19 protein-coding genes are annotated in these 22774 nt (G+C 46.6%); 15 read left to right on the plus strand and 4 right to left on the minus strand.

All coding sequences use genetic code 11. From position 1 onward, the window contains the following. The first annotated feature begins 192 nt into the window (after positions 1 to 192). The 13 genes from AAHF22_RS08990 (at position 193) to AAHF22_RS09050 (ending at position 13249) form a co-directional block, all read left to right on the plus strand. Entirely contained in the window at positions 193 to 1164 is a 972-nt protein-coding gene (locus AAHF22_RS08990) for a hypothetical protein (RefSeq protein WP_347324670.1), read from the plus strand. A 285-nt stretch (positions 1165 to 1449) separates the two neighbouring features. Next, on the plus strand, positions 1450 to 2430 hold the full coding sequence (locus AAHF22_RS08995; protein ID WP_347324671.1) for an aldo/keto reductase: 981 nt from the start codon (positions 1450 to 1452) through the stop codon (positions 2428 to 2430). A gap of 1231 nt (positions 2431 to 3661) precedes the next feature. Continuing rightward, positions 3662 to 3970, plus strand: coding sequence for a hypothetical protein (locus tag AAHF22_RS09000; RefSeq protein ID WP_347324672.1), 309 nt, complete (start codon positions 3662 to 3664; stop codon positions 3968 to 3970). Positions 3971 to 4200: 230 nt separating this feature from the next. Continuing rightward, entirely contained in the window at positions 4201 to 6150 is a 1950-nt protein-coding gene (locus AAHF22_RS09005) for an asparagine synthase-related protein (RefSeq protein ID WP_347324673.1), read from the plus strand. 84 nt (positions 6151 to 6234) lie between these two features. Then, on the plus strand, positions 6235 to 6363 hold the full coding sequence (locus tag AAHF22_RS09010; protein ID WP_347324674.1) for a paeninodin family lasso peptide: 129 nt from the start codon (positions 6235 to 6237) through the stop codon (positions 6361 to 6363). A 58-nt stretch (positions 6364 to 6421) separates the two neighbouring features. Further along, entirely contained in the window at positions 6422 to 6556 is a 135-nt protein-coding gene (locus AAHF22_RS09015) for a paeninodin family lasso peptide (RefSeq protein ID WP_347324675.1), read from the plus strand. 49 nt (positions 6557 to 6605) lie between these two features. Next, the gene (locus tag AAHF22_RS09020; protein WP_347324676.1) at positions 6606 to 6740 is read left to right on the plus strand and encodes a paeninodin family lasso peptide; all 135 of its coding nucleotides are present in this window, start codon (positions 6606 to 6608) and stop codon (positions 6738 to 6740) included. A gap of 316 nt (positions 6741 to 7056) precedes the next feature. Then, positions 7057 to 7977, plus strand: coding sequence for an aldolase (locus AAHF22_RS09025; RefSeq protein ID WP_347324677.1), 921 nt, complete (start codon positions 7057 to 7059; stop codon positions 7975 to 7977). 302 nt (positions 7978 to 8279) lie between these two features. Beyond that, on the plus strand, positions 8280 to 8588 hold the full coding sequence (locus tag AAHF22_RS09030; RefSeq protein ID WP_347324678.1) for a lasso peptide biosynthesis PqqD family chaperone: 309 nt from the start codon (positions 8280 to 8282) through the stop codon (positions 8586 to 8588). Further along, on the plus strand, positions 8563 to 9021 hold the full coding sequence (locus AAHF22_RS09035; RefSeq protein WP_347324679.1) for a lasso peptide biosynthesis B2 protein: 459 nt from the start codon (positions 8563 to 8565) through the stop codon (positions 9019 to 9021). Before AAHF22_RS09030 ends, AAHF22_RS09035 begins: the two co-directional genes overlap by 26 nt. Positions 9022 to 9520: 499 nt before the next feature. Next, complete coding sequence (locus tag AAHF22_RS09040) at positions 9521 to 10729, plus strand: nucleotidyltransferase domain-containing protein (protein ID WP_347324680.1); 1209 nt, start codon at positions 9521 to 9523, stop codon at positions 10727 to 10729. Then, on the plus strand, positions 10726 to 12519 hold the full coding sequence (locus AAHF22_RS09045; RefSeq protein WP_347324681.1) for an ABC transporter ATP-binding protein: 1794 nt from the start codon (positions 10726 to 10728) through the stop codon (positions 12517 to 12519). Before AAHF22_RS09040 ends, AAHF22_RS09045 begins: the two co-directional genes overlap by 4 nt. Before the next feature lie 142 nt (positions 12520 to 12661). Beyond that, a complete protein-coding gene (locus AAHF22_RS09050; protein WP_347324682.1) occupies positions 12662 to 13249 on the plus strand; it encodes an RBBP9/YdeN family alpha/beta hydrolase in 588 nt (195 codons plus the stop codon). A gap of 188 nt (positions 13250 to 13437) precedes the next feature. Here AAHF22_RS09050 and AAHF22_RS09055 read toward each other — a convergent pair whose 3' ends face one another. Beyond that, the gene (locus AAHF22_RS09055) at positions 13438 to 14385 is read right to left on the minus strand and encodes an aldo/keto reductase (RefSeq protein ID WP_347324683.1); all 948 of its coding nucleotides are present in this window, start codon (positions 14383 to 14385) and stop codon (positions 13438 to 13440) included. A 604-nt stretch (positions 14386 to 14989) separates the two neighbouring features. Next, entirely contained in the window at positions 14990 to 15994 is a 1005-nt protein-coding gene (locus AAHF22_RS09060) for a Gfo/Idh/MocA family protein (RefSeq protein ID WP_347324684.1), read from the minus strand. 126 nt (positions 15995 to 16120) lie between these two features. Here AAHF22_RS09060 and AAHF22_RS09065 point away from each other — a divergent pair, with 126 nt between their 5' ends. Further along, positions 16121 to 16954 (plus strand): AraC family transcriptional regulator, encoded by an 834-nt coding sequence (locus tag AAHF22_RS09065; protein WP_347324685.1) that lies wholly within the window; start codon positions 16121 to 16123, stop codon positions 16952 to 16954. Positions 16955 to 17034: 80 nt separating this feature from the next. Here AAHF22_RS09065 and cysC read toward each other — a convergent pair whose 3' ends face one another. Beyond that, positions 17035 to 17637 (minus strand): adenylyl-sulfate kinase, encoded by a 603-nt coding sequence (gene cysC, locus AAHF22_RS09070; protein ID WP_347324986.1) that lies wholly within the window; start codon positions 17635 to 17637, stop codon positions 17035 to 17037. A gap of 238 nt (positions 17638 to 17875) precedes the next feature. Between cysC and AAHF22_RS09075 the strand changes: the two genes are divergently transcribed. Continuing rightward, complete coding sequence (locus tag AAHF22_RS09075; RefSeq protein WP_347324686.1) at positions 17876 to 18217, plus strand: DUF3139 domain-containing protein; 342 nt, start codon at positions 17876 to 17878, stop codon at positions 18215 to 18217. A gap of 216 nt (positions 18218 to 18433) precedes the next feature. Here the strand turns inward: AAHF22_RS09075 and AAHF22_RS09080 are convergent, their stop codons facing one another. Then, positions 18434 to 22585 carry an S-layer homology domain-containing protein gene (locus AAHF22_RS09080; protein ID WP_347324687.1) on the minus strand — a complete coding sequence of 1384 codons (4152 nt, stop codon included), beginning with the start codon at positions 22583 to 22585 and terminating at the stop codon, positions 18434 to 18436. Positions 22586 to 22774: the final 189 nt, after the last annotated feature.

Raw genomic sequence — 22774 nt, forward strand, 5'->3', positions numbered from 1 at the left:
TCGGGCAGACTCATTTTGAAATTATAGCCCATCCATTTAAAAAAATAAAAAACTGCTTACTAAGTATGTAATAAAATGAGTCAATTAGGAATTAAATGGTTATTAAACCGTCATGGAAAATTTAATCCAGTTTAACCATTTCCGAATTGCTAGTTCGGATGTTTGATTGAATATAAAGGAGAGATTAGGTACATGAAATTATGGAGTAAACAAAAGGGATTATGGATCGCAGGCATTTTACTGGCAGGTACATGCTATCACGCAGGGACGGCAGCAGCACTTTCGTATAGTCAGGATGTCGTTCCACAGTTAACTTCCGACACAGGCAGCAACGGCGCAGCGACTGCAAGTGGGGAAGAGGCAGGACATGAGGCGTGGCGGGCATTTGATGATACGGCAATAACGGACAGTTACTGGCGTGCAGCGGCAGATGGATCACTTGCACAAATTGGCTATGAATTCAATGACAAAAAAGTGATCACACAGTACACGGTGCAGGCAAATACATACGATGCAGCTGATGCGCCGCAGGATTGGGTATTTGCAGGTAAGCTTGGTAACCGGTGGTTAGAGATCGATGAGCAGTCTACACAGACAGACTGGCAGCCAGGCGAGCGAAGAACATTTGATATCGATAATGATGTGGCTTATAGCGGATACGCGCTGTTCATTTCGAGCAATAACGGCGGTGAATGGGTAGCGGTCAACGATCTGGAGTTGAAGCAATATCAGAACAATTACAATCTGGTACCGCCAACAGGCATGTCCTCCAACGGAACCGCGACTGCTTCGGAAAATGCAGATACAGCCTGGAAAGCATTTGATCATTCGGTAGCAGCAGATAGCTATTGGACGTCTGATTCGCAAAACTATGTTGATGTATCGCTATCGTATACATTTGACCAACCAACAGTGATCAAAGGCTATTCCATTACAGCGGCAAGTCCACAAAGTGCTCCGATATCGTGGACGCTAGTCGGCTCCAACGATGGTGAACAATGGAGTCAGGTCGTACATGAAGTGCCATCCTCAATCCATTGGGATTCAGGTGTGACCAAAACCTATGCTGTTGATAACGATAGAGCTTATAAAACGTATAAGCTGATCATTAGCCGCAATACAGGTCCAGCGCAGGTTAGTATTAGTGAGTTGGAGCTGTACTGAGTGCCAAAGAGCAGCATCTGTGAGAAGATGTGTACCACGTATAGAAACTAGGAGACGACCTTTACTGTGGGTAGTCCGTCCTCATTTTTTGCCGAAGTGGTCGATATCCTATCACATAGGTTTGCATGTAAACGATATGAAGGAACTGTCCCTCGAGACAGTTCCTTTTTTTATGTACGGCATGCCAATTGTAGTTGCTTGCTCTATTGTCATGGATAGGTTGAATGTGAGAACATAGTAAGGCATAACGATCAGCAAGCATATAGCGACAGGAGGATATAGAGGATGAGCAAAGTAATGCCACTTGTAAAGCGCGGGGTTCAGGCAAGCCGCCTTGCACTCGGATGTATGCCGTTTGGAGGAAGCTGGGATAGTCAGCCATTTACAGACGAGCATGTGAAAGAAGCAGAGGCTGCGGTAGATGCTGCTCTGGAGATCGGAATGACGATGTTTGATCATGCGGACATTTATACGCGTGGTAAGGCAGAGCAAGTATTCGGCCGTATTTTACAGGCAAGACCAGAGCTGCGTGAGCAGATTGTCATTCAGTCCAAATGCGGTATTCAATTGCAGGATGACACATGGCCTGGACGATTCAACTTCTCCCGTGAGCATATCGTTACCTCGGTAGATGCCAGTCTGGAACGTCTCGGTATCGACTATCTGGATGTACTGCTGCTTCATCGTCCCGATCCGCTTGTAGAGCCAGACGAAGTAGCGGAAGCGCTTGCTCAATTAAAGGCAGCAGGCAAAATTCGCTATGTGGGTGTCTCCAATATGAGCGCGCCGCAAATTGAGTTTTTGCAGCAGGCGATTCCGGATTCCTTTGCCGTGAATCAGTTGGAAATGAGTCTCGGACATCTGCACTTTGTTGATCAAGACATTCATGTGAACCAACATGCAGGTACAAGCGTGAACTTTGGTTCGGGCTTGATGGAATATTGCCGTACACGCGATATCCAGTTGCAAGCATGGGGTCCGCTCGCACAGGGCAAATTTTCCGGTCGCGAGGTGAAGAAGGAACCCGAACATATTCGCAAAACCGCAGCCCTTGTACAACGTCTCGCTGATGAAAAAGAAACAACAGCCGAAGCGATCGTGCTAGGCTGGCTGATGCGTCATCCTGCTCTGATCCAACCGATTGTAGGCACGACCAACCCGACACGAATTAAAGCCTGTCAGGATGCCGAACGTCAGGCAGAACAAATGACACGTGACGAGTGGTATCTGCTGTATACAAGCGCCCGCGGACAAATGGTGCCTTAAGCTGAAGACAGTTGATCATCTATCGTGATCACATTACACATAGACAGTCATCTGTAATAAGGATCATCTTCAATGCAGGTCATCTTCAATCGTACAGGATGGTCTGAAAACCGTTCAATATGAGTACATGCCATCCCATCTACCAGGAGCCGAACTGCAAGCATCTAATAAGAAGCTGCGCAGGTCGGCTCTTTATGATGTATGACGAGCGATAGCATCAACCATTGTTGCCTGCGACGGCATAATACCAATTAGGCTATGAGAATCACGAACTACCAGGACTTTAGACGGGATTAGAAGTAAACGTAAAAGCGTAAATGTAACCTTTTATGTGCAGCAAACGACTTCGTTCTAATCCACTTTATGTATATCCTCTTATCCACAAAAAGCATAAAATCCGCTCCATTACAGTTACATTCTACCTCTCATTAGCGATACATAAAAATAATTAAATAGGAACATACATTCCCTTAATGGTATAAATATCTTATTAAATGACAAAAGGAAAGGTTTTGTAACCTAATTGTAATATTTTTAATCGCTTTCTTTTTAGTTAACTCACAAAGTCAGTTTTGGTTATTATGGGTATTTACTTGTTTAACTAATGATTCGATAAAAGCCAGTCATAGCAGGGGTTTGCACATTGCATATACTTATAGCGACATAAAATCAAGATAAGAATCCTTGTCAAGCCTTGCAGCACAAGGGATTACCGCTTTTAAAAAAAATCGCCAGAATCGCATAAAATGGAAAATTTATCATGTAAATTATTCGTTTAGAGTATATAATAGCTTCAACAGACAAGAAGTTATTCAAAACGAATAACATTTGGGTAAAGGTAACAGAGCAGAAAGGTTAGCATATGGTTCATTGATTAAACTGTTTCTGCGATAACGTTCCCTATGAACATGCGGATGATCCGATAGAATCGATAAGTTCTTTGGTCATACATGAATGTTTATACTCGCAAAGCCGTAGTTCCACATTTGTATATGATCAGCCGACCGTTTGTCGTTTCGGCACAACTCTATCGATTGGAGGTGCAATGGTGATCTATTGTGAAAAAAAGATTAAGGCACTTACTCAACTTGTAAACGATCATGATCATAACTATAATACGACTTTTCACAGTGTTAGCGATCCTCTAACACGGGGTGCAATGAAAAGGGATTTTTGCGAAGCAAAATATGTTACAGATCACAGTGTTAGCGATTTTCTAACACGAGGTGCAATGAAAAGGGATTTTTGCGAAGCAAAATATGTTACAGATCACAGTGTTAGCGCTCTTCTAACACGGGGTGCAATAGAAAATGATTTTTGTACAGCAACAGAGCTTACTGCTTCCGAGAGCGAGCAGCCGACACAGCCCGTGAAGATTGCGGAACTGATGGAGCTGAACACATTTGTACACCATTACAGTGAACGTACACGTCAATATGCCACTCAGATTGAACGGCTACGCGAGCGCAGCAACCAGTTGCGAGCAGAGGCCGCTCAGTTGTTACACCGTCATCCTTTGAATGAATGGCACACACGTTAATCGATACATAATTGTATATCCCATCACATGGAATAGCGCTGACGGCGGTCTAATTGCCATTAGTCGTGTGAAAGGAAACGAATCGTTTTCTTATTATTTGAAATATTGTTCTTATTACATCTTATTTACATCGTACATCTTGATTGCACAGTTTGATCTTATATACATCTTGATCGTACATTTCGCTTACGATGTCAGACACCAATAGCCTCAGGAAAGGAGTGGAGCGAATGAGCACAGCAGCTGGAGTATGGGATTACAGTAAACAATGGTCATCCGAAGCACTGGAACAGGTTGGACAGCATATGATGGAGCCAATGGCACATTATCCTAAAGATCATTCGGGTATATGGCAGCAACATCGCGTCTGGCTAGGTTGTCATGATCAGTGGGTGACACCGGAAGCGGTCGGTCAGCAAATGCCTTATTATGATTCTCTGCGCGGACTGGCGATTACCGGTGATGTCATTTTGGACAATCGGGAGGAACTGCTGGAGCAGCTGGATTTACGACTGCAACCCGAATTGCCGGATATGCTGCTGCTCATTCACGCCTATACCAAATGGGGCGAGCAGATGCCAGCGCGATTAAATGGCGATTTTGCTTTTATGATCTGGGATGGCAAACAGGAGCGGCTTTTTGGAGCACGGGACTGGTCAGGCAACCGCACATTGTATTATGCGCATACGCCACATCAGTTTTATTTTGCCAGTACGATGGAAGCTTTGCTGCATACAGGCAAAATCAATCGTAAGCTGTCCACACCGTGGATGGCGGAATTTCTAACTACGGTGGCAATGGAGGAATCGACCGATATTCATGCCACCGTATATGAAGAGATTCGCCAGTTGCCGCCAGCCCATAAAATTACCGTTGCTTCCGGTCGTTGTCGGGTGGAACAGTACGGCAATCTGTTGCCAGATGGTCCGCTACAGCTGCGCTCAGATGGTGAATATGAGGAAGCATTCCGCGACTTATTTTCTCGGGTGGTGCGCTCTAAAGTACGTACACGGCATGGCGTGGCCGCTACACTGAGCGGTGGACTCGATTCAGGCAGCGTAGTTAGCTATGCCGCACCGATTCTGTCTCAGCAAAATAAACCGCTTTACACGTACAGCTTTGTGCCGATTCCGGGCTTTAAAGATTGGACTTCATCGCGTGTGATGGCGAATGAGCGACCTTATATCGAGGAAACGGTACGGCATGTGCGCCGCATTAATGAAGTGCATGATCATTATATGGATTTTGCCGATCGTAGTCCGTTCAGCGAAGTGGATCACTGGCTGTCACTGATGGAAATGCCGTACAAGTATTTTGAAAATTCGTTTTGGATTCGCGGTATTTTCGAGCAGGCACAGCAGCGTGGAGCCGGTGTACTGCTGACAGGAGCACGGGGCAACTTTACCATCTCCTGGGGACCAGCGATTGAGTATTACGGGCAAATGCTACGCAAATTTCAATGGATGCGTCTGTATCAGGAATTAAAGCTGTACAGCCGCAATGCTGGTATCCGGCGCAAAAAGCTCGTCCAGCAAATTGGACAGTCCGCTTTTCCAATTCTGGTACGCAGTGGCCCGGATTTAGGACGACCGGATGCACTGCGCTGGATCAATCCAGAGCTAGCTGCACGAACCGGTATGGCAGAACGGGTACGTCAGGCTGAACTTGACCTGATCGGTAGCGATACGATGACCGACGAGGAAGTTCGTAATAGCAAGTTCGCCAATCTTGCCGTTGCCAACAAGGACGGCGCGGTAACAGCGAAAATATCGATGGGCTATGGCGTATGGGAACGCGATCCGACGAATGATCCGCGTATCGTTAAGTTTTGTCTGTCCGTACCGTTTCACCAGTATGTGCAAAATGGAATGGATCGGGCGCTCATTCGCCGCGCTACAGCAGGGCAATTACCGGATAAGATTCGTCTGAACCAGAAAGTACGCGGCTTACAGCCAGCGGATTGGGTACTGCGGATGCGTCCGCAATGGGGTGCCTTTACTGATGAAATTCGCGACCTATGCCGGGATGCTTCGGTGGCGCAGTGGGTCAATACGGACAATATACTGAGTGCATTACACGAAGTAGGCGATGCGCCGGATGCTGAGGCGGCATTTAATCCATCGACAAGGCTGCTCATGCGTAGCCTGATCGTCGGGCGTTTTATCCGCGGATTAGCTTGATTGTGAGCATACTGGATGAAACGAAGCTGGACCAGAACTATGCTGAACCAAACGTATACTCTATAAAGGAGGTGAAAACAAATAATGACCAAAATGGAGTGGAGCACTCCGGAACTTGAAGTTCTGGAAGTTAATGACACGATGGCGGGTAAAGGCTGGAAAGTAATCGACTGGGTTACTTACGATGATGCTGACCTGTACAATCCAAGCTGATGCACGGAATAAGGGGTAGTCGCTCGTTGTTTATATCCAAATTTGAGGAGGCAAACGCATGAATAATGAAAAGATGCAATGGCAGGCTCCAACGTTAGAAGTTTTGGATGTACATGAAACAATGGCAGGCAAAGGTTGGAGAGTTATTGACTGGGTGACATACGACGACGCGGATCTGTATAATCCGAGCTGATCGACCACACTATACCTAAATAATGGAACAGAGTAGGGAGGAATCGATAGTGACGAACGAAAAAATGCAATGGCACACGCCAGTGATGGAAGTGCTGGACATGAACGAAACAGCAGCAGGTAAAGGCTGGAAAGCGATTGACTGGGTAACTTACGACGATGCGGATCTGTACAACCCAAGCTGATCGTCTTTGATTCCAAAAAGTTGTTGCCAGCTGAGGGCATCATGCTTCATGCGAGGGCAAGAGCGACATTATGAGTACAGGTGCTGAACATTTTGCATACTTATCCCTGGACCAATGTATGTGCTGAAAATGAAGATGGCCCTTATGCGTTTAACAGGTATAAGGGCCCATTTTCTTCATCAATCAGCTATAGCAACCATCGTGTGTGCCAGGCTACAACGTATCTTAGGAGAGATAAGATGCGATGGTCTAAAATCGGCTTGCACTACATTATATGTTGGCGCAAAGCGCACAAACATGCTGGGAGGCCCAGATGATGAATACGATTCAACAAACTATATATGAAGCATTTGGTTTAAAGATTCAAAGTGAGCTTCCGTTGCCTGAATTGCAGCCTGTATCTCATGGCAGTAAAGGCATCGATGTTACCGTTCGTTTTGCCATTTTGTCGCATTTGGATGAAATTGTCGGTGCGCGAGATACGAATTTTAGCAATCAAGCAGAAGGTTTTGTATTCCGTATGCCGGACACAGCGACCTTTTGCATTCAAAATGGTTCAACGATTACGATTGATCCACTCCCTGGAGTGAGCAAAGAAAAAATCCGTTTATTTGTACTCGGTACATGTATGGGTGTGTTGTTAATGCAGCGTGGTTTATTTCCGCTGCATGGTAGTGCACTATCGATTGATGGACGTGCGTATGCTTTTGTGGGACAGTCCGGTGCGGGCAAGTCGACACTGGCAGCGAGCTTCCTTCAAGCTGGATATTCACTCATTAGTGATGATGTAATTGCAATTAGCTACGAAAATGGCGTGCCGTTTGTGTATCCCTCCTATCCGCAGCAAAAGCTATGGCAGGAAAGTCTGGACCATTTTGGACAGTCTTCTAGTGGATATTCAGCATTGCACGATGAATATGATAAATTTGCTATTCCAGTTGGTGATCGTTTCCATAACGAGCCGATTCCGCTGGCAGGTGTATTTGAATTAGTCAAAACACCAGAACCGTATGCATCGATCCACAAGCTGGAGCGTCTGGAACGCCTGCATATTTTACTGGCGCATACGTATCGGAGTGCGATCATTCCGCGGCTTGATCTGAAGCAACAGCATTTCGCGATGGTAGCTGCGCTGGCAGGCGAGCTTGCGACGTATCAGATTCACCGCTCAACGACAGCATTTACCGCGCCGGATATTGTAGAGCGTGTTATACAGCTGATTCGAAGTGAAGCGTGAATGCAGGAATGGGAATGATGGTATGTGTATGTAAGGGATGAATACGCTGGAAAGGGCATGATGGCAAATCCCGTAGCGTTGAAGTGTAGAAAACTCCACAAGACAGCGTACATGGTAATGAAAGCATCGACCACGATCTGAATCGACTAAATAAGCTCGGATCAGAAGCGATAGGCTGATGACTACGACGATATAAGGAACAGAGGGAGAGGATGAAGCCTGTAGGGAATAACTCATAATCGTAAACAGACGATCTGCCAGTAAACGGGCACTAATTTTACAGAGTGAGAGGGGAATATATGATGACAAATATGGCTGGACTGGATCAACAAAAATTTATCCAGAACAAAAATTATATCGCCAGTGATATGAATGGAGAAAAGGTCATGCTGGATGTGCAATCTGGTAAATACTACAACCTCGGTACGATCGGCGGACGTATCTGGGATCTGAGCGCTCAATCATCCACTGTGGATGAGATCGTAGCACGTTTACTGGAAGAATACGAAGTCTCACCAGAAGTATGCAAGCAGCAGGTGTCGACATTTATGGGTCAGATGCTGAGCGAAGGGCTGGTCGAAGTCGATGATCAAGGCACTTCGTCTCGATAAACTTGGCAAACTACGCAGCTACCCTGCCGATATGCGGCGGCTGATGGTCGAAGCGCTGATTGCGCTCGCATGGGGACGTGTGCTCAAACAGCTCCCTTTTGCCCGTGTATCACCATCACTTGGTGAGTATATGAAGGAAACATCGTATGAAAGCGAGCGCGAACACCACCGCCAGACTGTACAAATCTCGCGCGCATTACATCTGGTCAGTCCTCACGTTCCGTGGGAAGCGGAATGCCTCGTAATGGCATTCGCCGCACGCCGAATGCTCAATCGCCGCCACTTACCCAGTACACTTTATCTTGGCATGCGCCGCGACGAACAAGGCAAAACCGCCGCCCATGCCTGGCTACGCAGCGGCCGTTTTTATTTAACAGGCGCTAAAGAACTGGAACAATACACCGTAGTCGGTCAATTTGCGAAGGGGTTTTAGGCTGTTGAGATGGAGTTTTGATTTTAAGATTAAGATTGAAATTTAAGATTTAATAGTTAAAGTTTTTAGCTTTTAGCTATTAGGGTTTTGATGCTGCTTCCCCTCCACGGGTTGCGATACGTACTGAACGGAGGGAAGGAAATAAGGGGAAAGGACGACTTACAGTGTTAGCGATTTCCTAACACGAGGTCCAATGACAAGTGATTTTTGCGAAGCAAAATATCTTACTGCTTACAGTGTTAGCGATTTCCTAACACGAGGTCCAATGAAAAGTGATTTTTGCGGAAGCAAAATATCTTACTGCTTACAGTGTTAGCGATTTCCTAACACGGGGTTCAATGACAAGTGATTTTTGCGAAGCAAAATATCTTACTGCTTTGGAGTCCAGGAATCTACATATATTCCTAATCCGTAGATTCCTGGACTCCACCGGAGGACGTTCCCTTATTCCTTACCGGAAGTGGTGTCACAAACCACCACCCTATTAAAGGAGTACGCCATGAACAAGCAAAAGAGCCTTGAACCGCATATGTATCCTGCTGAGCTGGCACTGCTGTTAGAGCTGCTCCAGTCCGACTCTGCTTTACCTTTGCCAGCAGAAGCCGTTTCGAGTCCTAGCCCAGCATCGTCGCTCGACTGGAAAGAATTTGTCGCGCTAGCGCATCATCATCGTGTATACCCGACGATTCAAGCGCAGTGTGCACAGCATCCGCAGCTGCCGGAACAGGTGAAGCAGTGGCTAATGCAAAAGTATAATCGTAATGCGTTCACGATGCTTCAGCTGAGCGGACAGATGCAGCGTTTGAGCGCCGTGTTGAACGAACGCGGCATTCGTGCGTTACAGCTCAAAGGCCCGGTGCTGGCACAGTTACTGTATGGCGATCTATCGCGCCGCACCTCTAAAGACCTGGATGTGCTCGTACCGATGGAGCAGGCACAGCAAGCCGAAGAACTGCTGCTGGAGATGGGTTATATTAAAACGCAATCTGTACCACGTACAACGGAAAACTGGCGCTGGCGATACAATCATGAATCGTATACCGATGAACGCACCGGTGTAGAGATTGAACTACACTGGCGGCTGAATGGGGATGCTGGCAAAGAACAGGGCTTTGAAGAGCTATGGAGTCGGCGACAAACGCTTGCTTTTGGCGGTACAGATGTACCTATGCTGGGGATGGAAGATTTGCTCATCTATCTGGCTGTACATGGGGCGCGTCATGCCTGGTTCCGTTTGCGCTGGCTCGTTGATATCGACCGGCTCGTGCAACACCGTTTGGACTGGTCACTATTGCGGAAGTTATCGCAGCAATATCGCTGTGAGCATATTGTCGGTCAGGCGCTGCTGTTAAGCGCCAATTGGCTCGGTACGCCCATCCAGACAGACATGATGTACTGGACCGAACGTGCCCATGCGCGCGAGCTAACGGTACGTGTGCTTCCTTTTATTACGAATCGGGTCAATTTATGCCCGGAGCCTGAAAGCGAAGCGCTGGCAAAGCCCTATCGTTCTTATCAGTATGCACTCAAAAAGCCGGGGCAAAAGGCGTTGTTTTGGGTACGCAAGCTGGGACCGGATGATTGGGATATGCAAACATTACCATTGCCGAAAAGGCTCTATTTTCTATATTATCCACTGCATCCATTCCTGTTACTGTATCGACGCACACAGCGACGTACAGCATTACAGCGGGAGGTGGAGCAATGAACATCGTCCGCAATTATGTAAATGAGCTGCGCCAGTATGCAGGCAAACGTTTATATGGATATGTGTTGCTGATGCTGCTCATTAGTGTGCTCGATATGATTACGCTCTATATGCTGATTCCGCTGCTTAGTCTGATCGGTGTGTTTGGCGGCAGTACAGGCTCTTTGCCATTTGCGCAACTATTTGAACCGCTTAAAGGATTGCCGCTTGTCACGTCACTTGCGATTGTGCTCGGACTGTACAGTGTGCTCACGATCGTGCAGGGCTTTATGCAGCGTCAGCAAGCAATAGTGGGTGCAGAGATTCAGCAGGGCTTTATCAAATCATTGCGATTACGTGTGTATCGTTCGATTATGCGCTCGAACTGGACTTTTTTCCTGCGTAAACGCAAATCCGATCTGAGTCATATGCTCACGACGGAGCTGGCTCGTGTCAGCCAGGGAACGAATCTGGTGCTCATGCTGGCCACATCGATCCTGTTTACCGTCTTGCAAATCGGTTTTGCGATGGTGATCTCAGTGAAAATGACACTGATTGTACTGATTGGTGGCGGTTTGCTGGCACTATATTCACGTCGGTTTGTACGCAAATCAAAAGCATATGGCGATCGGATGACCGAGCTATCACAGGATTATTTTTCCGGGATTCAGGAAAATTTGAATGGGATTAAAGATATTAAAAGCAATATGCTGGAAGCTTCGCATTTTAACTGGTTTCGCAATATGGCGAATCGGTTGGAATACAATCTGATTCAGCAAGTACGACTCAATTCGATGACACAGCTCATTTATAAGCTGATCTCGGTTGTGTTTATTATTGGTTTTATCGTGCTGTCTGCGCAGGTATTTCAGCTTCAGCCGGAGCGCTCGGTGCTGATCATTCTGATCTTTGCCCGTCTATGGCCGAGATTTAGTGGCATTCAGTCGTATTTGGAATACATTAGTGCGCTTATTCCTGCCTTTCATGCGTTATCCAAGCTGCAAAAGGAATGCCAGCAGTCGGAGGAAAGCTATCGTCCGGTGGCGCACGGCACAGGGCCAGTTCAACCGTTACAGGACGGCATTCGCTGTACAGATGTGACATTCCACTACAATGAAGGGCATGCAGCGGCGCTGCAACAGATTAATCTGTTTATTCCAGCCGGGCAAATGACGGCGATTGCCGGGCGCTCCGGTGCGGGGAAAAGTACCTTGATCGATCTGTTAATGGGCTTGATGGAGCCGCAGCAAGGAGCAGTCGAAGTGGATGGTCAACGATTAACAGGTGAGCGTTTGCTCTCGTGGCGTAATTCGATTGGCTATGTGGCACAGGAGCCATTCCTATTCCATTCCAGTATTCGGGACAATCTGCTGCTAGTGAAGCCGGATGCGACCGAGGATGATCTGTGGGAAGCGTTGGAATTTGCCGCCTGTGATGAATTTGTCCGTCGTCTGCCGGAAGGACTGGACACGATTATCGGGGATCGTGGCGTGCGGCTGTCGGGTGGTGAACGTCAGCGTGTTGTGCTGGCGCGTGCCATTTTACGTAAGCCAGAGGTGCTTATTCTGGATGAGGCGACGAGTTCGCTCGATACGGAAAATGAAGCGAAGGTGCAGGCGGCACTCGATAAGCTTAAAGGTCGTATTACGTTAATCGTCATCGCGCATCGTTTATCGACGATTCGTAATGCCGATCAGGTCGTCGTTGTGGATGATGGACGGATTGTACAGATGGGCGAATTTGGTCAGTTATCACGCGAAACGAAGGGCACGTTTCACCAGTTGCTCGGATATCAGAATGCCGCGCAGTAACATCATTCCAGCGTATTATCCAGATAGCCAGATGCTAATGAGGTCATTAGCATTTGGCTATTTTTATAGCAAATGAATATAATAAATAGACACCTATTTCTATACATACTATGCAAACTATGCAAAGCTGGGAGGAGAACGTATGCAACAAACGAAGATCTATATTGTACATGGCTATACGGCTGCACCGGAGCATCACTGGTTTCCGTGGCTCCAAAAAACATTGACGACAGAACGTATCACAGTTGAAGTATTGGCTATGCCTGATTCCATGTCGCCTGATCCTGAAGCATGGCTGACTTATATGAACGATCATGTGGAACAACCGGATCAGCATACTTTTTTTGTGGGACATAGTCTTGGATGTATTACGATACTGAAGTATTTAGAACGATTGGACGCTAATGCCAGGGTGGGCGGTGTCATTATGGTATCTGGTTTTGGCGATCCCCTTTCTACATTGCCTGAGTTAGACCGATTTGTGCACCAGCCAGTAGATTATAAAAAGTTAATAACAGGCATTTCTGAACGGATCGTCATTGCTGCCGAAGATGATGCGATTGTACCGATCGTATATAGTGAGCGGTTCGCACAGTGCTTACAGGCAGAACTGCATCGTATGGAAAAGGGAGGACACTTTTTGGATCGGGATGGCTATGTGGAATTTCCGCTGGTGCGTGATCTTTTGTTAAATATGGTGGAGTCTGCATCAGCACGTAGAACCTCATAATGATTATCAATCTATAGATCACTTTATAAATGAACAGCCAGCATATCTTCCTCTTTATGGAAGTGTATATGCTGGCTGTTCATTTTATGGCATGAGTATGAATGTCTGCTCGAAATGAGTCTACATGAGTCTACACCAATAAGTGTAGCGTCATTTCGAGCACATAATGATTGTACATATAGATGATTTTAGACGTTGGAAGAATGAGTTCCGCTCAGATCGAGCCAGTTCAGTTCGTCACGCGTGAGTGTGATGCTAGCGCCCTGTTCACACGACAGCAACTCATCACGATTTTGTGCACCGATCAGTGCACAGGTTGGGAATGGCTGGTTGAGCACATAAGCAAGTGCGATCTGGATAGTTGTTGTTTGTTTGTCGGCAGCAAGCTGTTCGGCACGGTGCAGACGCTCCCAGTTATCATCACTATAAAACACGCGTACCAGATCCTCGTTATCTCGCACTTCCGGTGTAAATCGTCCGGTAAAGAAGCCGCGTGCTTGTGACGACCATGACAGTAACGGCAGCTGAGTCTGCTCATGCCAGTCCAGCGTTTGCTGATCGGCGGACACACAGCCCGCCCAGAATGGCTCATTCGCTTTAGCAAGGCTCAGGTTCGGGCTGCTAAAGGCAAAGCCAGTCAGTCCGTTGGAAGCAGCATAGTCATTCGCTTCCTGCATCCGTTGCCATGACCAGTTAGACGCTCCAATCGCTCCGATGCGACCCGCTTCGATATGTTCATTAAGCGCTTCCAGAATAACAGCGACAGGTACCGATTCATCGTCACGATGGAGGGCATACAGCTCGACAAACCCCGTTTGCAGGCGTTCCAGACTGGTCATCAGATCACTGCGGATCGCTTCTGGGTTAACCCGCGGTCCGTTCTGATCATGGTGAGCACCTTTCGTCAAAATGACGAGCGAATCACGGTTGCCATGCTCCTGCATATATTTGCCGAGCACTTCTTCACTTTGACCACCGCAGTAAATGTGTGCAGTGTCGATCGTATTGCCGCCGATTTCGATAAAGGCGTTTAGATTGGTCACGACTTTGTCGTAGGCATCATGGGTAAAATAGTCGGAGCCTTTGATCAGTGTGGATACAGGTTTGCCTGCGCCTGGGATTTCGATGTGGTTCATGGGATCAGCTTCCTTTCTTTTGTGGGGGATTTGATTAGAAAATAGGGTGTGATGTGTTGGATGTTCTTGCTCACCTTTGTTGGTGGGGGCATCAATCACTCCGGCAAGGAATAAGGGAACGGACTCAGTGGAGCCGCGGGAATCTACGGATTAGGAATGACTTGTAGATTCCCGCCCCTCCAAAATCGTCCTTATCCCTTATTTCCTTCCCTTCGTTCTGTGCTGCTCGCAACATGAGTTGAAAACATTTGTACACCGAAAAGATGGCGGTGGGAGATTTTCTAATCATATTTTGGATGGTGTAGCCGTTTTAAACATAGGTGGTAACGCATACATTTTTTGAGCAGATTACATACGTTTTATTTGTTAGGGTAGTTGAATACATAAGTTTGTTTATTGCGCGCCTTTTATATGACAGATTGTTATTTATAGTTGTACGGATCGTATAAATTAGTGAATAGATATTACACATTTGAACTTCTATCTTGTTTTCTTGGGTGTAGTGCAGCTTTTATGAATATCGACATTGTTTTTTAGGGGCTTTGCAAGAGTTTTATAATTATACAATTCTTGCATGGTTAGGGTTAGCGTTTCTAGGTATCGCTTACAATGTGATACGCTGGCGTTCCTCAGCTGATTTTAGGCAGGCGTCCAGTACGCGCATGTTGCGGACGGCGTCTTCAGCGTCATAAATGGACTTTTCGCCGTTTAATACGGTGCGAGCGAAGGCATCGGCCTGGGCTGCGTATTGGTTGAGTGTGGCAACCTGTACTTCGCGGCGATTGTCGCCTACGGTGACGAAGAAATTAGAGCGTTCATCGTCCGGGCTGACGTAGGCAGATGGGACTTCGATGATGCCTTCGGTGCCCAGCACTTCCAGTGTGTTGCGGAAGGCTGCCCACATGCCGCTATCGAAGGTGACGCCGATATTATCGCCGAATTCCAGCAGGCCGCTTGCCATCATGTCGACTCCGTCATGCTTTGGTGAGAACATCGCAATGACGGTTGCCGCGGATGGTTCTTTGCCGAGCAGCATACGTGCTGCACTGATGGAATAACAACCGATATCGTACAGCGAGCCGCCGCCCCAGTCTTTGCGGAAGCGTACATTGCCGTCAGAGCCGCAGCTGTTGAATGTAAATGTACTGTGGATGCCACGCACATCGCCGATTTCTCCACTGGCTATAATATCGCGGATTTGCTCATAGCGTGGGTGGTGGCGATACATAAATGCTTCTGCCAGATGTACGCCTGCTTTGGAAGCGGCTGTTGCCATCTCCTGGGCTTGCTCAGCGTTTAGAGCAAGTGGTTTTTCACATAAAATATGTTTGCCTGCTTCAGCAGCACGCAGTGTCCACTCATAATGCAAGTGGTTCGGGAGCGGAATGTAAACGGCATCAATACTTTCGTCAGCTAACAATTCTTCATAGCTGCCATATGCTTTTGGAATGCCTAGCTCGGTTGCTGTTTGCTCGGCTTTCTCCAGTGTACGACTGGCGAGCGCCGTCACTTCGTTCAGGCTGGACTGCTGGATACCTGGAATGACCGAGCGGACAGCGATGCTGGCACTACCGAGAATACCCCAGCGTAATTTACGTTCTTGTGTCATTAAAAAGATCCTCCTGTCTGAGTTGCTATATTGTTCTATGTTGTGATTATAATAAATGAATAAGCGCTTGGAAATGATAATATATTGAATAAAATTAGTACAATATTGTCATTAAGGAGGATGAGCATGAACAGACAAAGCGTGCTGCTGACATTGCAGGAGCAGCCCTATTTTTGCCTGCCGGAATCGGTGGGGCACTATCGTCAGCAACCGGATCATCATGTGCTACGGGAAGAAGGTGCGCTGAACAATTTTAATATTCATTATGTCGCTTCGGGTAAAGGTTATGTTGAGATCGATGGTACGGTACATGAGCTGCGTAGTGGTCAGGCGGTGCTTTATTTTCCGCATCAGCGTCAGCATTATTACAGCAGTGAGGATGACCCGTGGGATATCCGCTGGATACATTTTTATGGGGAGCGACTGCATGATTATATGATTGAGCGTGGCTTTCATCGGCATGTGTTGTGGACGCTGCGGCAGCGCGGTGGCTGGGAGCAGGCGCATCTGGAGCTATTAGCCGAAGCGGAGCATAATCGGATGCTGCATCAGGCGCGTCTGTCCACGCTCACGTATGCGGTGCTTGCCGAATTTGTTCATCAAGCTGTTCCGCTTAAAAATACGCGTGCAGGCAAAGCGGAAAGTCGTATTTTGGGCTTACTACCACAGATGCAGCAGGAGGCATGCCAGCCGTTTTTGCTGCGAGAATGGGCGGATCGCGCAGGGGTGAGTGAGTATTACTTTTGCAAGCTGTTCAAGACGTTAGTGGAAATGACACCGCTGGAGTTCATTACCCGCTCTCGTTTGCAAATGGCGAAGCAATGGCTGCTGGAGCGCCCAGATCGTAATATCGGACAAATTGCCGAGGATGCAGGGTATCCAAGTGTGAGCTATTTTAATCGGCAATTTATGGCGCGAGAAAATATGACGCCGACTGAGTATCGTAAGCTGTACTGGTAACCGCATTGCATCCGTTTGCTAGAAATTATCGTAGTGAGCTATCGTTCGCTTCATAATATAGCGAGATAGCGAGCGATTCGTTATGAAGATGCAGTATTTAACTCCATTGTTTCCATTATTAACAGTACCGCTTCCTGCACCGATAGCAGTTCGGTATTAATGACTAGTTCCGGCTGCTGGGGTGCTTCATACGGCGCGTCAATTCCGGTAAAGCCTTGAATCTGTCCGGCACGCGCTTTGGCATACAGTCCTTTTGGATCGCGTTGTTCGCAAATATGAACCGGACAATGGATATGAATCTCATCAAAATCCGCTGCTGCAAACATATGGCGTACCCTATCGCGGTCACTATGGTATGGAGAAACGAACGCAGCGATGACGATCTGTCCGGCATCGACCATTAGTTTGGCAACCTCACCAATGCGGCGTAAATTCTCATGGCGATCTGCTTCGGAAAAGCCCAGATCGCTATTCAGTCCATGACGTACATTATCGCCATCCAGTACATAACAAAGTTTATTTTGCTCGAATAAAGCGCGTTCCAGTGCAAAAGCAAGCGTGCTTTTACCCGCACCTGGCAAACCGGTTAACCATAGCAGTCTGCCACGCTGTTGATACCGCTGCTCGCGTTCGTGACGAGTAACAGCAGGAGTCTGCCAGTGAATATGGGGTTGAATGTTCATCATCGAATCGGCGTCCTTTCATGATTAAATCTGATCGTATGATCGTATAGATGAAGCGTTCGCTTCTTCTTTTATCATACCAGCGAACGTGCTGGACTGCGAATGTGGAGACGAAATCAATCGAGATAATAGTGTTAAAAAATCGATAAAGAGATATGTATTTCTTTTGTTGTATTAGCTGCTTATTAGATGATGAATATACAAATGTACCAAGAGAAAAATGAGTAGGTGCTGTATGATGAAAAGGAAGATACTGTTTTTAGCAACATTTGTCTTAATTATTATAGTTACTTTGTATGGACATATTCAGTTGATGAAGCATATGCACACTAAAGATGTTGAAGCTTATTTAGAACAAAAGGGATACTCTGCCTCCGATATTTTATCGATTGAAACTGATTTTAGTAAAGCACCTGCTTATAATACGCGAGTGATTTTTAAGGATGAACCAACTGTGACTTATTATTATTTGAAAAATGATGCTGGAGTTCGTCAATATAGTACGCCTTCGAGTGAAGATGAAAAATTGCAAGAAGATAAAGGATACCACTTTAAACATCGAGAAGCATATAATAATTGATGCAATAATGCGTGATTCGACTTCGCTAATTTATCTGAACAATTTAAAAAGCTAGAACCTAAAGTAGAGTGCACCCTAAATTGCACATTGGTTTACCCGAGGGTTTTCTAATGTCTATTTAGGATGCACTCTATTATTGAAATCTCCTGTATCTATTCTAAAAATCGCACTTCGCTACAATACTACATATCCTACGGACATTTTCCTACTGCCTATTTAAATCAGCTGGGATTGTTTGAGCAGACGCTCAACAAGCGCAGCAACTTCGGCACGCGTCATATTCGCTTTTGGATCGATTTTGCCGCTACGTCCGTTGATCAGCTTGGCACGAACAGTCAGTGCTAGATTGTCTTTAGCCCAGCCGCCAATCTGACCGTGATCAGTAAAGCTAGCCAGTGCAGATGTCGCATTAGAAGCAGAGGTACGTTCAGCAAGACCGGTCAGCTTCATCGCTTTCGCTACGATCATCATCGCTTGTTCACGTGTAATCGTATCCTGTGGACGGAATGTACCATCCTCAAAGCCATTGATCAGCTTGTACGAAACAGCCGTTTGTACAGCGCCTGCGTACCATGCATCGGACTTCACATCGCTAAAGGAAGCTGCTGCTTGATCTGTTGGCAGTCCCAGACCGCGAACGATAATAGCCGCAAATTCTGCGCGGGTGATGTTGGCGTTCGGATGAAAGGTCGTATCGGTCACACCATTAACGACCATACGTGAACCCATATCGTTAACCGCATCTTTGGCCCAGTGATTAGTCACATCCGCAAAGGTCATTGGATGCCACACAACAGAATAATTGCTGTTGGTCAAACTGTTCAGCACCGCATAATAATGATTGTTCTGCTGGATCACTTTGGTCGGGATATGATCGATGGAGTTATCGTCACGCAGCACAACGCCTGTCGTGATTTTCGTTGGATCAACATTATCTGGTAATTGAATCGTACGCTCTACATACGCGTTGAATAAATTCACATCGATCGACTTGCCATCGTTCGTTACTGTAATTTTAAAATCATACGGAGCGGTGAGCAGTGTCGCTTTTTTCGACTTGCTTGCTTCTGTCATTTTCTCCGTAACCGCTTGAGGAGACTTGGCAATCTGCATCATGACTTTGACATCGCTAGCCGTATTGGTAGTGCTTGTTCCATTGCTAGAAACGAGCGTGCTCAGTTGAATTTCTTTGGCTGGCAGCTTATACGATGCAGTGTCTGTTTGCAGTACGATGGTGGCGGACTTGTCCTGCATATTTTGCAATGCCTGACCGTCGATCTGTGCTCGATTCACATCGGAATCAGACGAGATCGGGATCGTGACGATGGCGTTTAGACCTTCTGCATCCAGCTTTGTTTTCAGCTTGTTCGTATCCACATCAATCGTTGTCGTTTTGATATTATTTTCGGTTGTGGTAGTCGCTTCGCCAGCATCTTCCTGTTTGCCATTCACGAGTACGATAACCGGTTGTTTGCCTGCCGTAGTCGGTGTGCTCGTTCCAGGAGTGGGCACGGTCGGTGTTGTGGAAGGCGTGCTTCCGCCACCACCCGAAGACTTGCCACCACTGGAGCTTTCCGTAATAACGATCGCTTTGACCGTAGCAAAACGGAGCACTTTGCCGTTTCCATCCACTTCAGCTACGATGATCGAATCATTATTCGCCGCATCAATCCATCCACTGGCTGGCAAGTCGCTATATCCATTAGCGATAGTTCCTACTGCTGGCTGCACGACCGTAGTAGTACCGAAGTTTTTGAATACCCATTTGTGGCCAGAGCCAGGCAGACTAGAAGAAGTAATGCTAATCGCTGTTTTACCGTTATTGCTGGAGCCGGGTGCATCAGTTGCAGTTACTAGCAACAACGGAACCGGATTAGCGGTAAAGTTGAGCAAGGTGACCAGGCCAGCCGGCTTGGATGAAGTGGCTGCATAACGTACTTTCACGTCATGGTCACCTGTCAGATCCGGTAAATTCGAGCCATTGTACAATACATATGCTTGTCCATCGACGGAAATTTCCATCGTGGTGTCCAAACCGTTGATCGTGTTCATCGTATCATCGGCTATTACAGCAGGTGCTGGTACAATCTCGGCATTTGGATCTTTCACACCGACTGCTTTACTAGTCGCTTTGGAAGCGAATGAAGTCGCCGTTGCTTTGTAACGAATGAAGTACGTGTTTACCGCGAGATTGTCGATCTCATTGCTATGGATATTGTTCCATTGAATGCCATCGCCAATCATATATTCCATTGTGCTGTTCACGCCAGACAGCTTGCCGTCATGTGCTTGTGCATAGGTCGCATCGGTCACACTAATGTTCATCGGCGGCAACGGACGAGTTGGAATCGTAAACGTTTGTGGCTGGCTATCTACAGAACCACCACTTGCCACATGGATCACATTCACCGTCTGACCCATCCAGAACGAAGGAATATCGACATGACCATACGTATCAGCGATCACACTTGAGCCGTTAATGGAATAGGTATTACCTGGTTCCAGTCCAGTTAGCTTTTCGCTCGTATAATCAATCGCTGCTTGTGGTGTTGTATGCGGTGCTTTGGCTTTGTAGATCGTAAGATTTTGTAAAGACGAATCGACATCAAAGTTATACAGATAAGGTACTGAATTGAGAATAAATTGAACTTCCCCGGATGTCGGATACTGGTTGGCAGGAGGGGGGTCTGGATTGAGTTGAATGGAGTCTACAAAGACCGACCATTTTTTGCCGGAACCACTTACCGATTGAACAGATGCCGAAGCGGTAATACCGAAAATTAACATATCATCGATCGTAAAATTGCTGATGTCTTTGTCGAATGTAAGATCGATTTTGGTCGTTGTGCTTGTATCCGATCCATCTGCAACAGCAGATAACAAAGTAACTGTTGTGATGGGCGGATACAGAGCGACCTGATAGTATCGAACCGTTGTGCCGTTCTCAGCGGTCACTTTAACATAGAGATACGTCGGTTGCCCATCGGTTTTGATCGGAATCGAGCTGCTACCTGCTACTTCATTGCTTGCATAATCCGCGCTTTTGTATAGATTGATGGTAGCGGCAGAATCTACAGCTTTCAGGCTGGATTGATCAATCGCGCTCACTGTAGGAGGCATATTCATAGCCCATTTGATTGCAGTTGCAATCGAGCTACCATTGTCTTTGGATACATCATCCGCATGTGGTTTCTGATTAGCGATGGAATCAAGCTCCGCATTGGAACCCGGTGCATATTCCAGCGCGCCCAGATCAACGATGCCGCCATCTGAACGAGGATTACCGTCCAGATCCAAACTGCTCAACACATACGTATTATCGCCTTGATCAATAGCAGATACAGCTGTATTAGTCAGTCTGTAGTCCTGCATATCTGTGTTTCGGAATAAGCTGGAATCTGCGGAAGTCACAATAAGATTAGGATCAACGCTCACTGGTGGAACGTCGGGTGATGCTCTAAACAGCAGAGCAGAGATTTTGGTCTGTGCAGTAAAGTTTAACGAAGAGTTAGCAACGATATTGTTGCGGAATTCATTTTCAAACGTCGTATTGCTCGGTCTGCCTGCATCTGTAAGGTATGCGATAGGCGCGAGTACATTTCCCTGATCATTTGTCAGACTATTATTAGCAAATGTATTGTTATACCAGATCGCATCATAAGCACCGCCACCAGCACTAATGGAGCCGATTCCAGTTGAGGAAGTATGTGTATTCACTGTATTATCTGCAAATAAGGAATTCGTAATGACTGCCTTCACGAAGCTATTGAAAAATAGCATACCTTGAAAAGTGTTATTGGAGGCATCATTCGCCGCTAGAGAGTTATTGAGGAATTTAACGCGGTTAAAATTGGCTTTGTACGGTGCCTTTACGATGCTAAGCGAGACGATACCGCCCATCGTTTTGAAAGCTTTGTTATTGCCAATAAAATAAACATTGTCCAGCGTCACACTGGAATATTGTTCTCCTGTAATGGATAACGCAGAACCCATGTAATCCAGTCCGCCATGCGTATCGACGACGTTGAAGTTTTTCATAATCAGGTTGGACATACTGAATGTTCCACTACCTGTTGCATAGATCCCCTGTACGCCATTGCCATTGATCGTAACCGCAGGCTTACCCTGAGCATCAGTCAGACCTTGAATGGTGAAGCTGCCGGTCGATTGCGCTCCGATTTCAAGAGAAGTGTTATCCCCCGGATTCCAATGCGTTAGGCTCCCTGTCAGAGTGATCGTCGATCCTGCAAGAGCAGGGTTAAATACGACTTTACCGTTAGCGACCTGTCCTGCTTGCGCAATCGCCCAGGCGAATGAACCTGTACTGTCGTCACCATTCGTATTCGTTACTGTAAAAACATTATTCATTGGTCCTGCGAAAACCAAACCTGCTGCACTTGAAAAAGAAGTTAGCAGAAGAATGAAACATAATGAAATTTTGAGCATTTTTGCTTTTGACATTGCATGATATCGATTCATACAATCATCCTTTCGCCCTTTTGATTTTGTTTACGCCTGATGTCAGGCTCTATGTTCATTATCGGTTTGGCTTGTTTA

It is taken from the genome of Paenibacillus wenxiniae, assembly GCF_039822605.1.
Taxonomy (GTDB): domain Bacteria; phylum Bacillota; class Bacilli; order Paenibacillales; family Paenibacillaceae; genus Saccharibacillus; species Saccharibacillus wenxiniae.

Excerpts from the sequence above, each read along its gene's own strand:
- AAHF22_RS08990 (WP_347324670.1), top strand. The coding sequence starts at position 193 with ATGAAATTATGGAGTAAACAAAAGGGATTATGGATCGCAGGCATTTTA.
- AAHF22_RS08995 (WP_347324671.1), top strand. The coding sequence starts at position 1,450 with ATGAGCAAAGTAATGCCACTTGTAAAGCGCGGGGTTCAGGCAAGCCGC.
- AAHF22_RS09000 (WP_347324672.1), top strand. The coding sequence starts at position 3,662 with ATGAAAAGGGATTTTTGCGAAGCAAAATATGTTACAGATCACAGTGTT.
- AAHF22_RS09005 (WP_347324673.1), top strand. The coding sequence starts at position 4,201 with ATGAGCACAGCAGCTGGAGTATGGGATTACAGTAAACAATGGTCATCC.
- AAHF22_RS09010 (WP_347324674.1), top strand. The coding sequence starts at position 6,235 with ATGACCAAAATGGAGTGGAGCACTCCGGAACTTGAAGTTCTGGAAGTT.
- AAHF22_RS09015 (WP_347324675.1), top strand. The coding sequence starts at position 6,422 with ATGAATAATGAAAAGATGCAATGGCAGGCTCCAACGTTAGAAGTTTTG.
- AAHF22_RS09025 (WP_347324677.1), top strand. The coding sequence starts at position 7,057 with ATGAATACGATTCAACAAACTATATATGAAGCATTTGGTTTAAAGATT.
- AAHF22_RS09030 (WP_347324678.1), top strand. The coding sequence starts at position 8,280 with ATGACAAATATGGCTGGACTGGATCAACAAAAATTTATCCAGAACAAA.
- AAHF22_RS09035 (WP_347324679.1), top strand. The coding sequence starts at position 8,563 with ATGATCAAGGCACTTCGTCTCGATAAACTTGGCAAACTACGCAGCTAC.
- AAHF22_RS09040 (WP_347324680.1), top strand. The coding sequence starts at position 9,521 with ATGAACAAGCAAAAGAGCCTTGAACCGCATATGTATCCTGCTGAGCTG.
- AAHF22_RS09045 (WP_347324681.1), top strand. The coding sequence starts at position 10,726 with ATGAACATCGTCCGCAATTATGTAAATGAGCTGCGCCAGTATGCAGGC.
- AAHF22_RS09050 (WP_347324682.1), top strand. The coding sequence starts at position 12,662 with ATGCAACAAACGAAGATCTATATTGTACATGGCTATACGGCTGCACCG.
- AAHF22_RS09055 (WP_347324683.1), bottom strand. The coding sequence starts at position 14,385 with ATGAACCACATCGAAATCCCAGGCGCAGGCAAACCTGTATCCACACTG.
- AAHF22_RS09060 (WP_347324684.1), bottom strand. The coding sequence starts at position 15,994 with ATGACACAAGAACGTAAATTACGCTGGGGTATTCTCGGTAGTGCCAGC.
- AAHF22_RS09065 (WP_347324685.1), top strand. The coding sequence starts at position 16,121 with ATGAACAGACAAAGCGTGCTGCTGACATTGCAGGAGCAGCCCTATTTT.
- cysC (WP_347324986.1), bottom strand. The coding sequence starts at position 17,637 with ATGAACATTCAACCCCATATTCACTGGCAGACTCCTGCTGTTACTCGT.
- AAHF22_RS09075 (WP_347324686.1), top strand. The coding sequence starts at position 17,876 with ATGAAAAGGAAGATACTGTTTTTAGCAACATTTGTCTTAATTATTATA.
- AAHF22_RS09080 (WP_347324687.1), bottom strand. The coding sequence starts at position 22,585 with ATGAATAATGTTTTTACAGTAACGAATACGAATGGTGACGACAGTACA.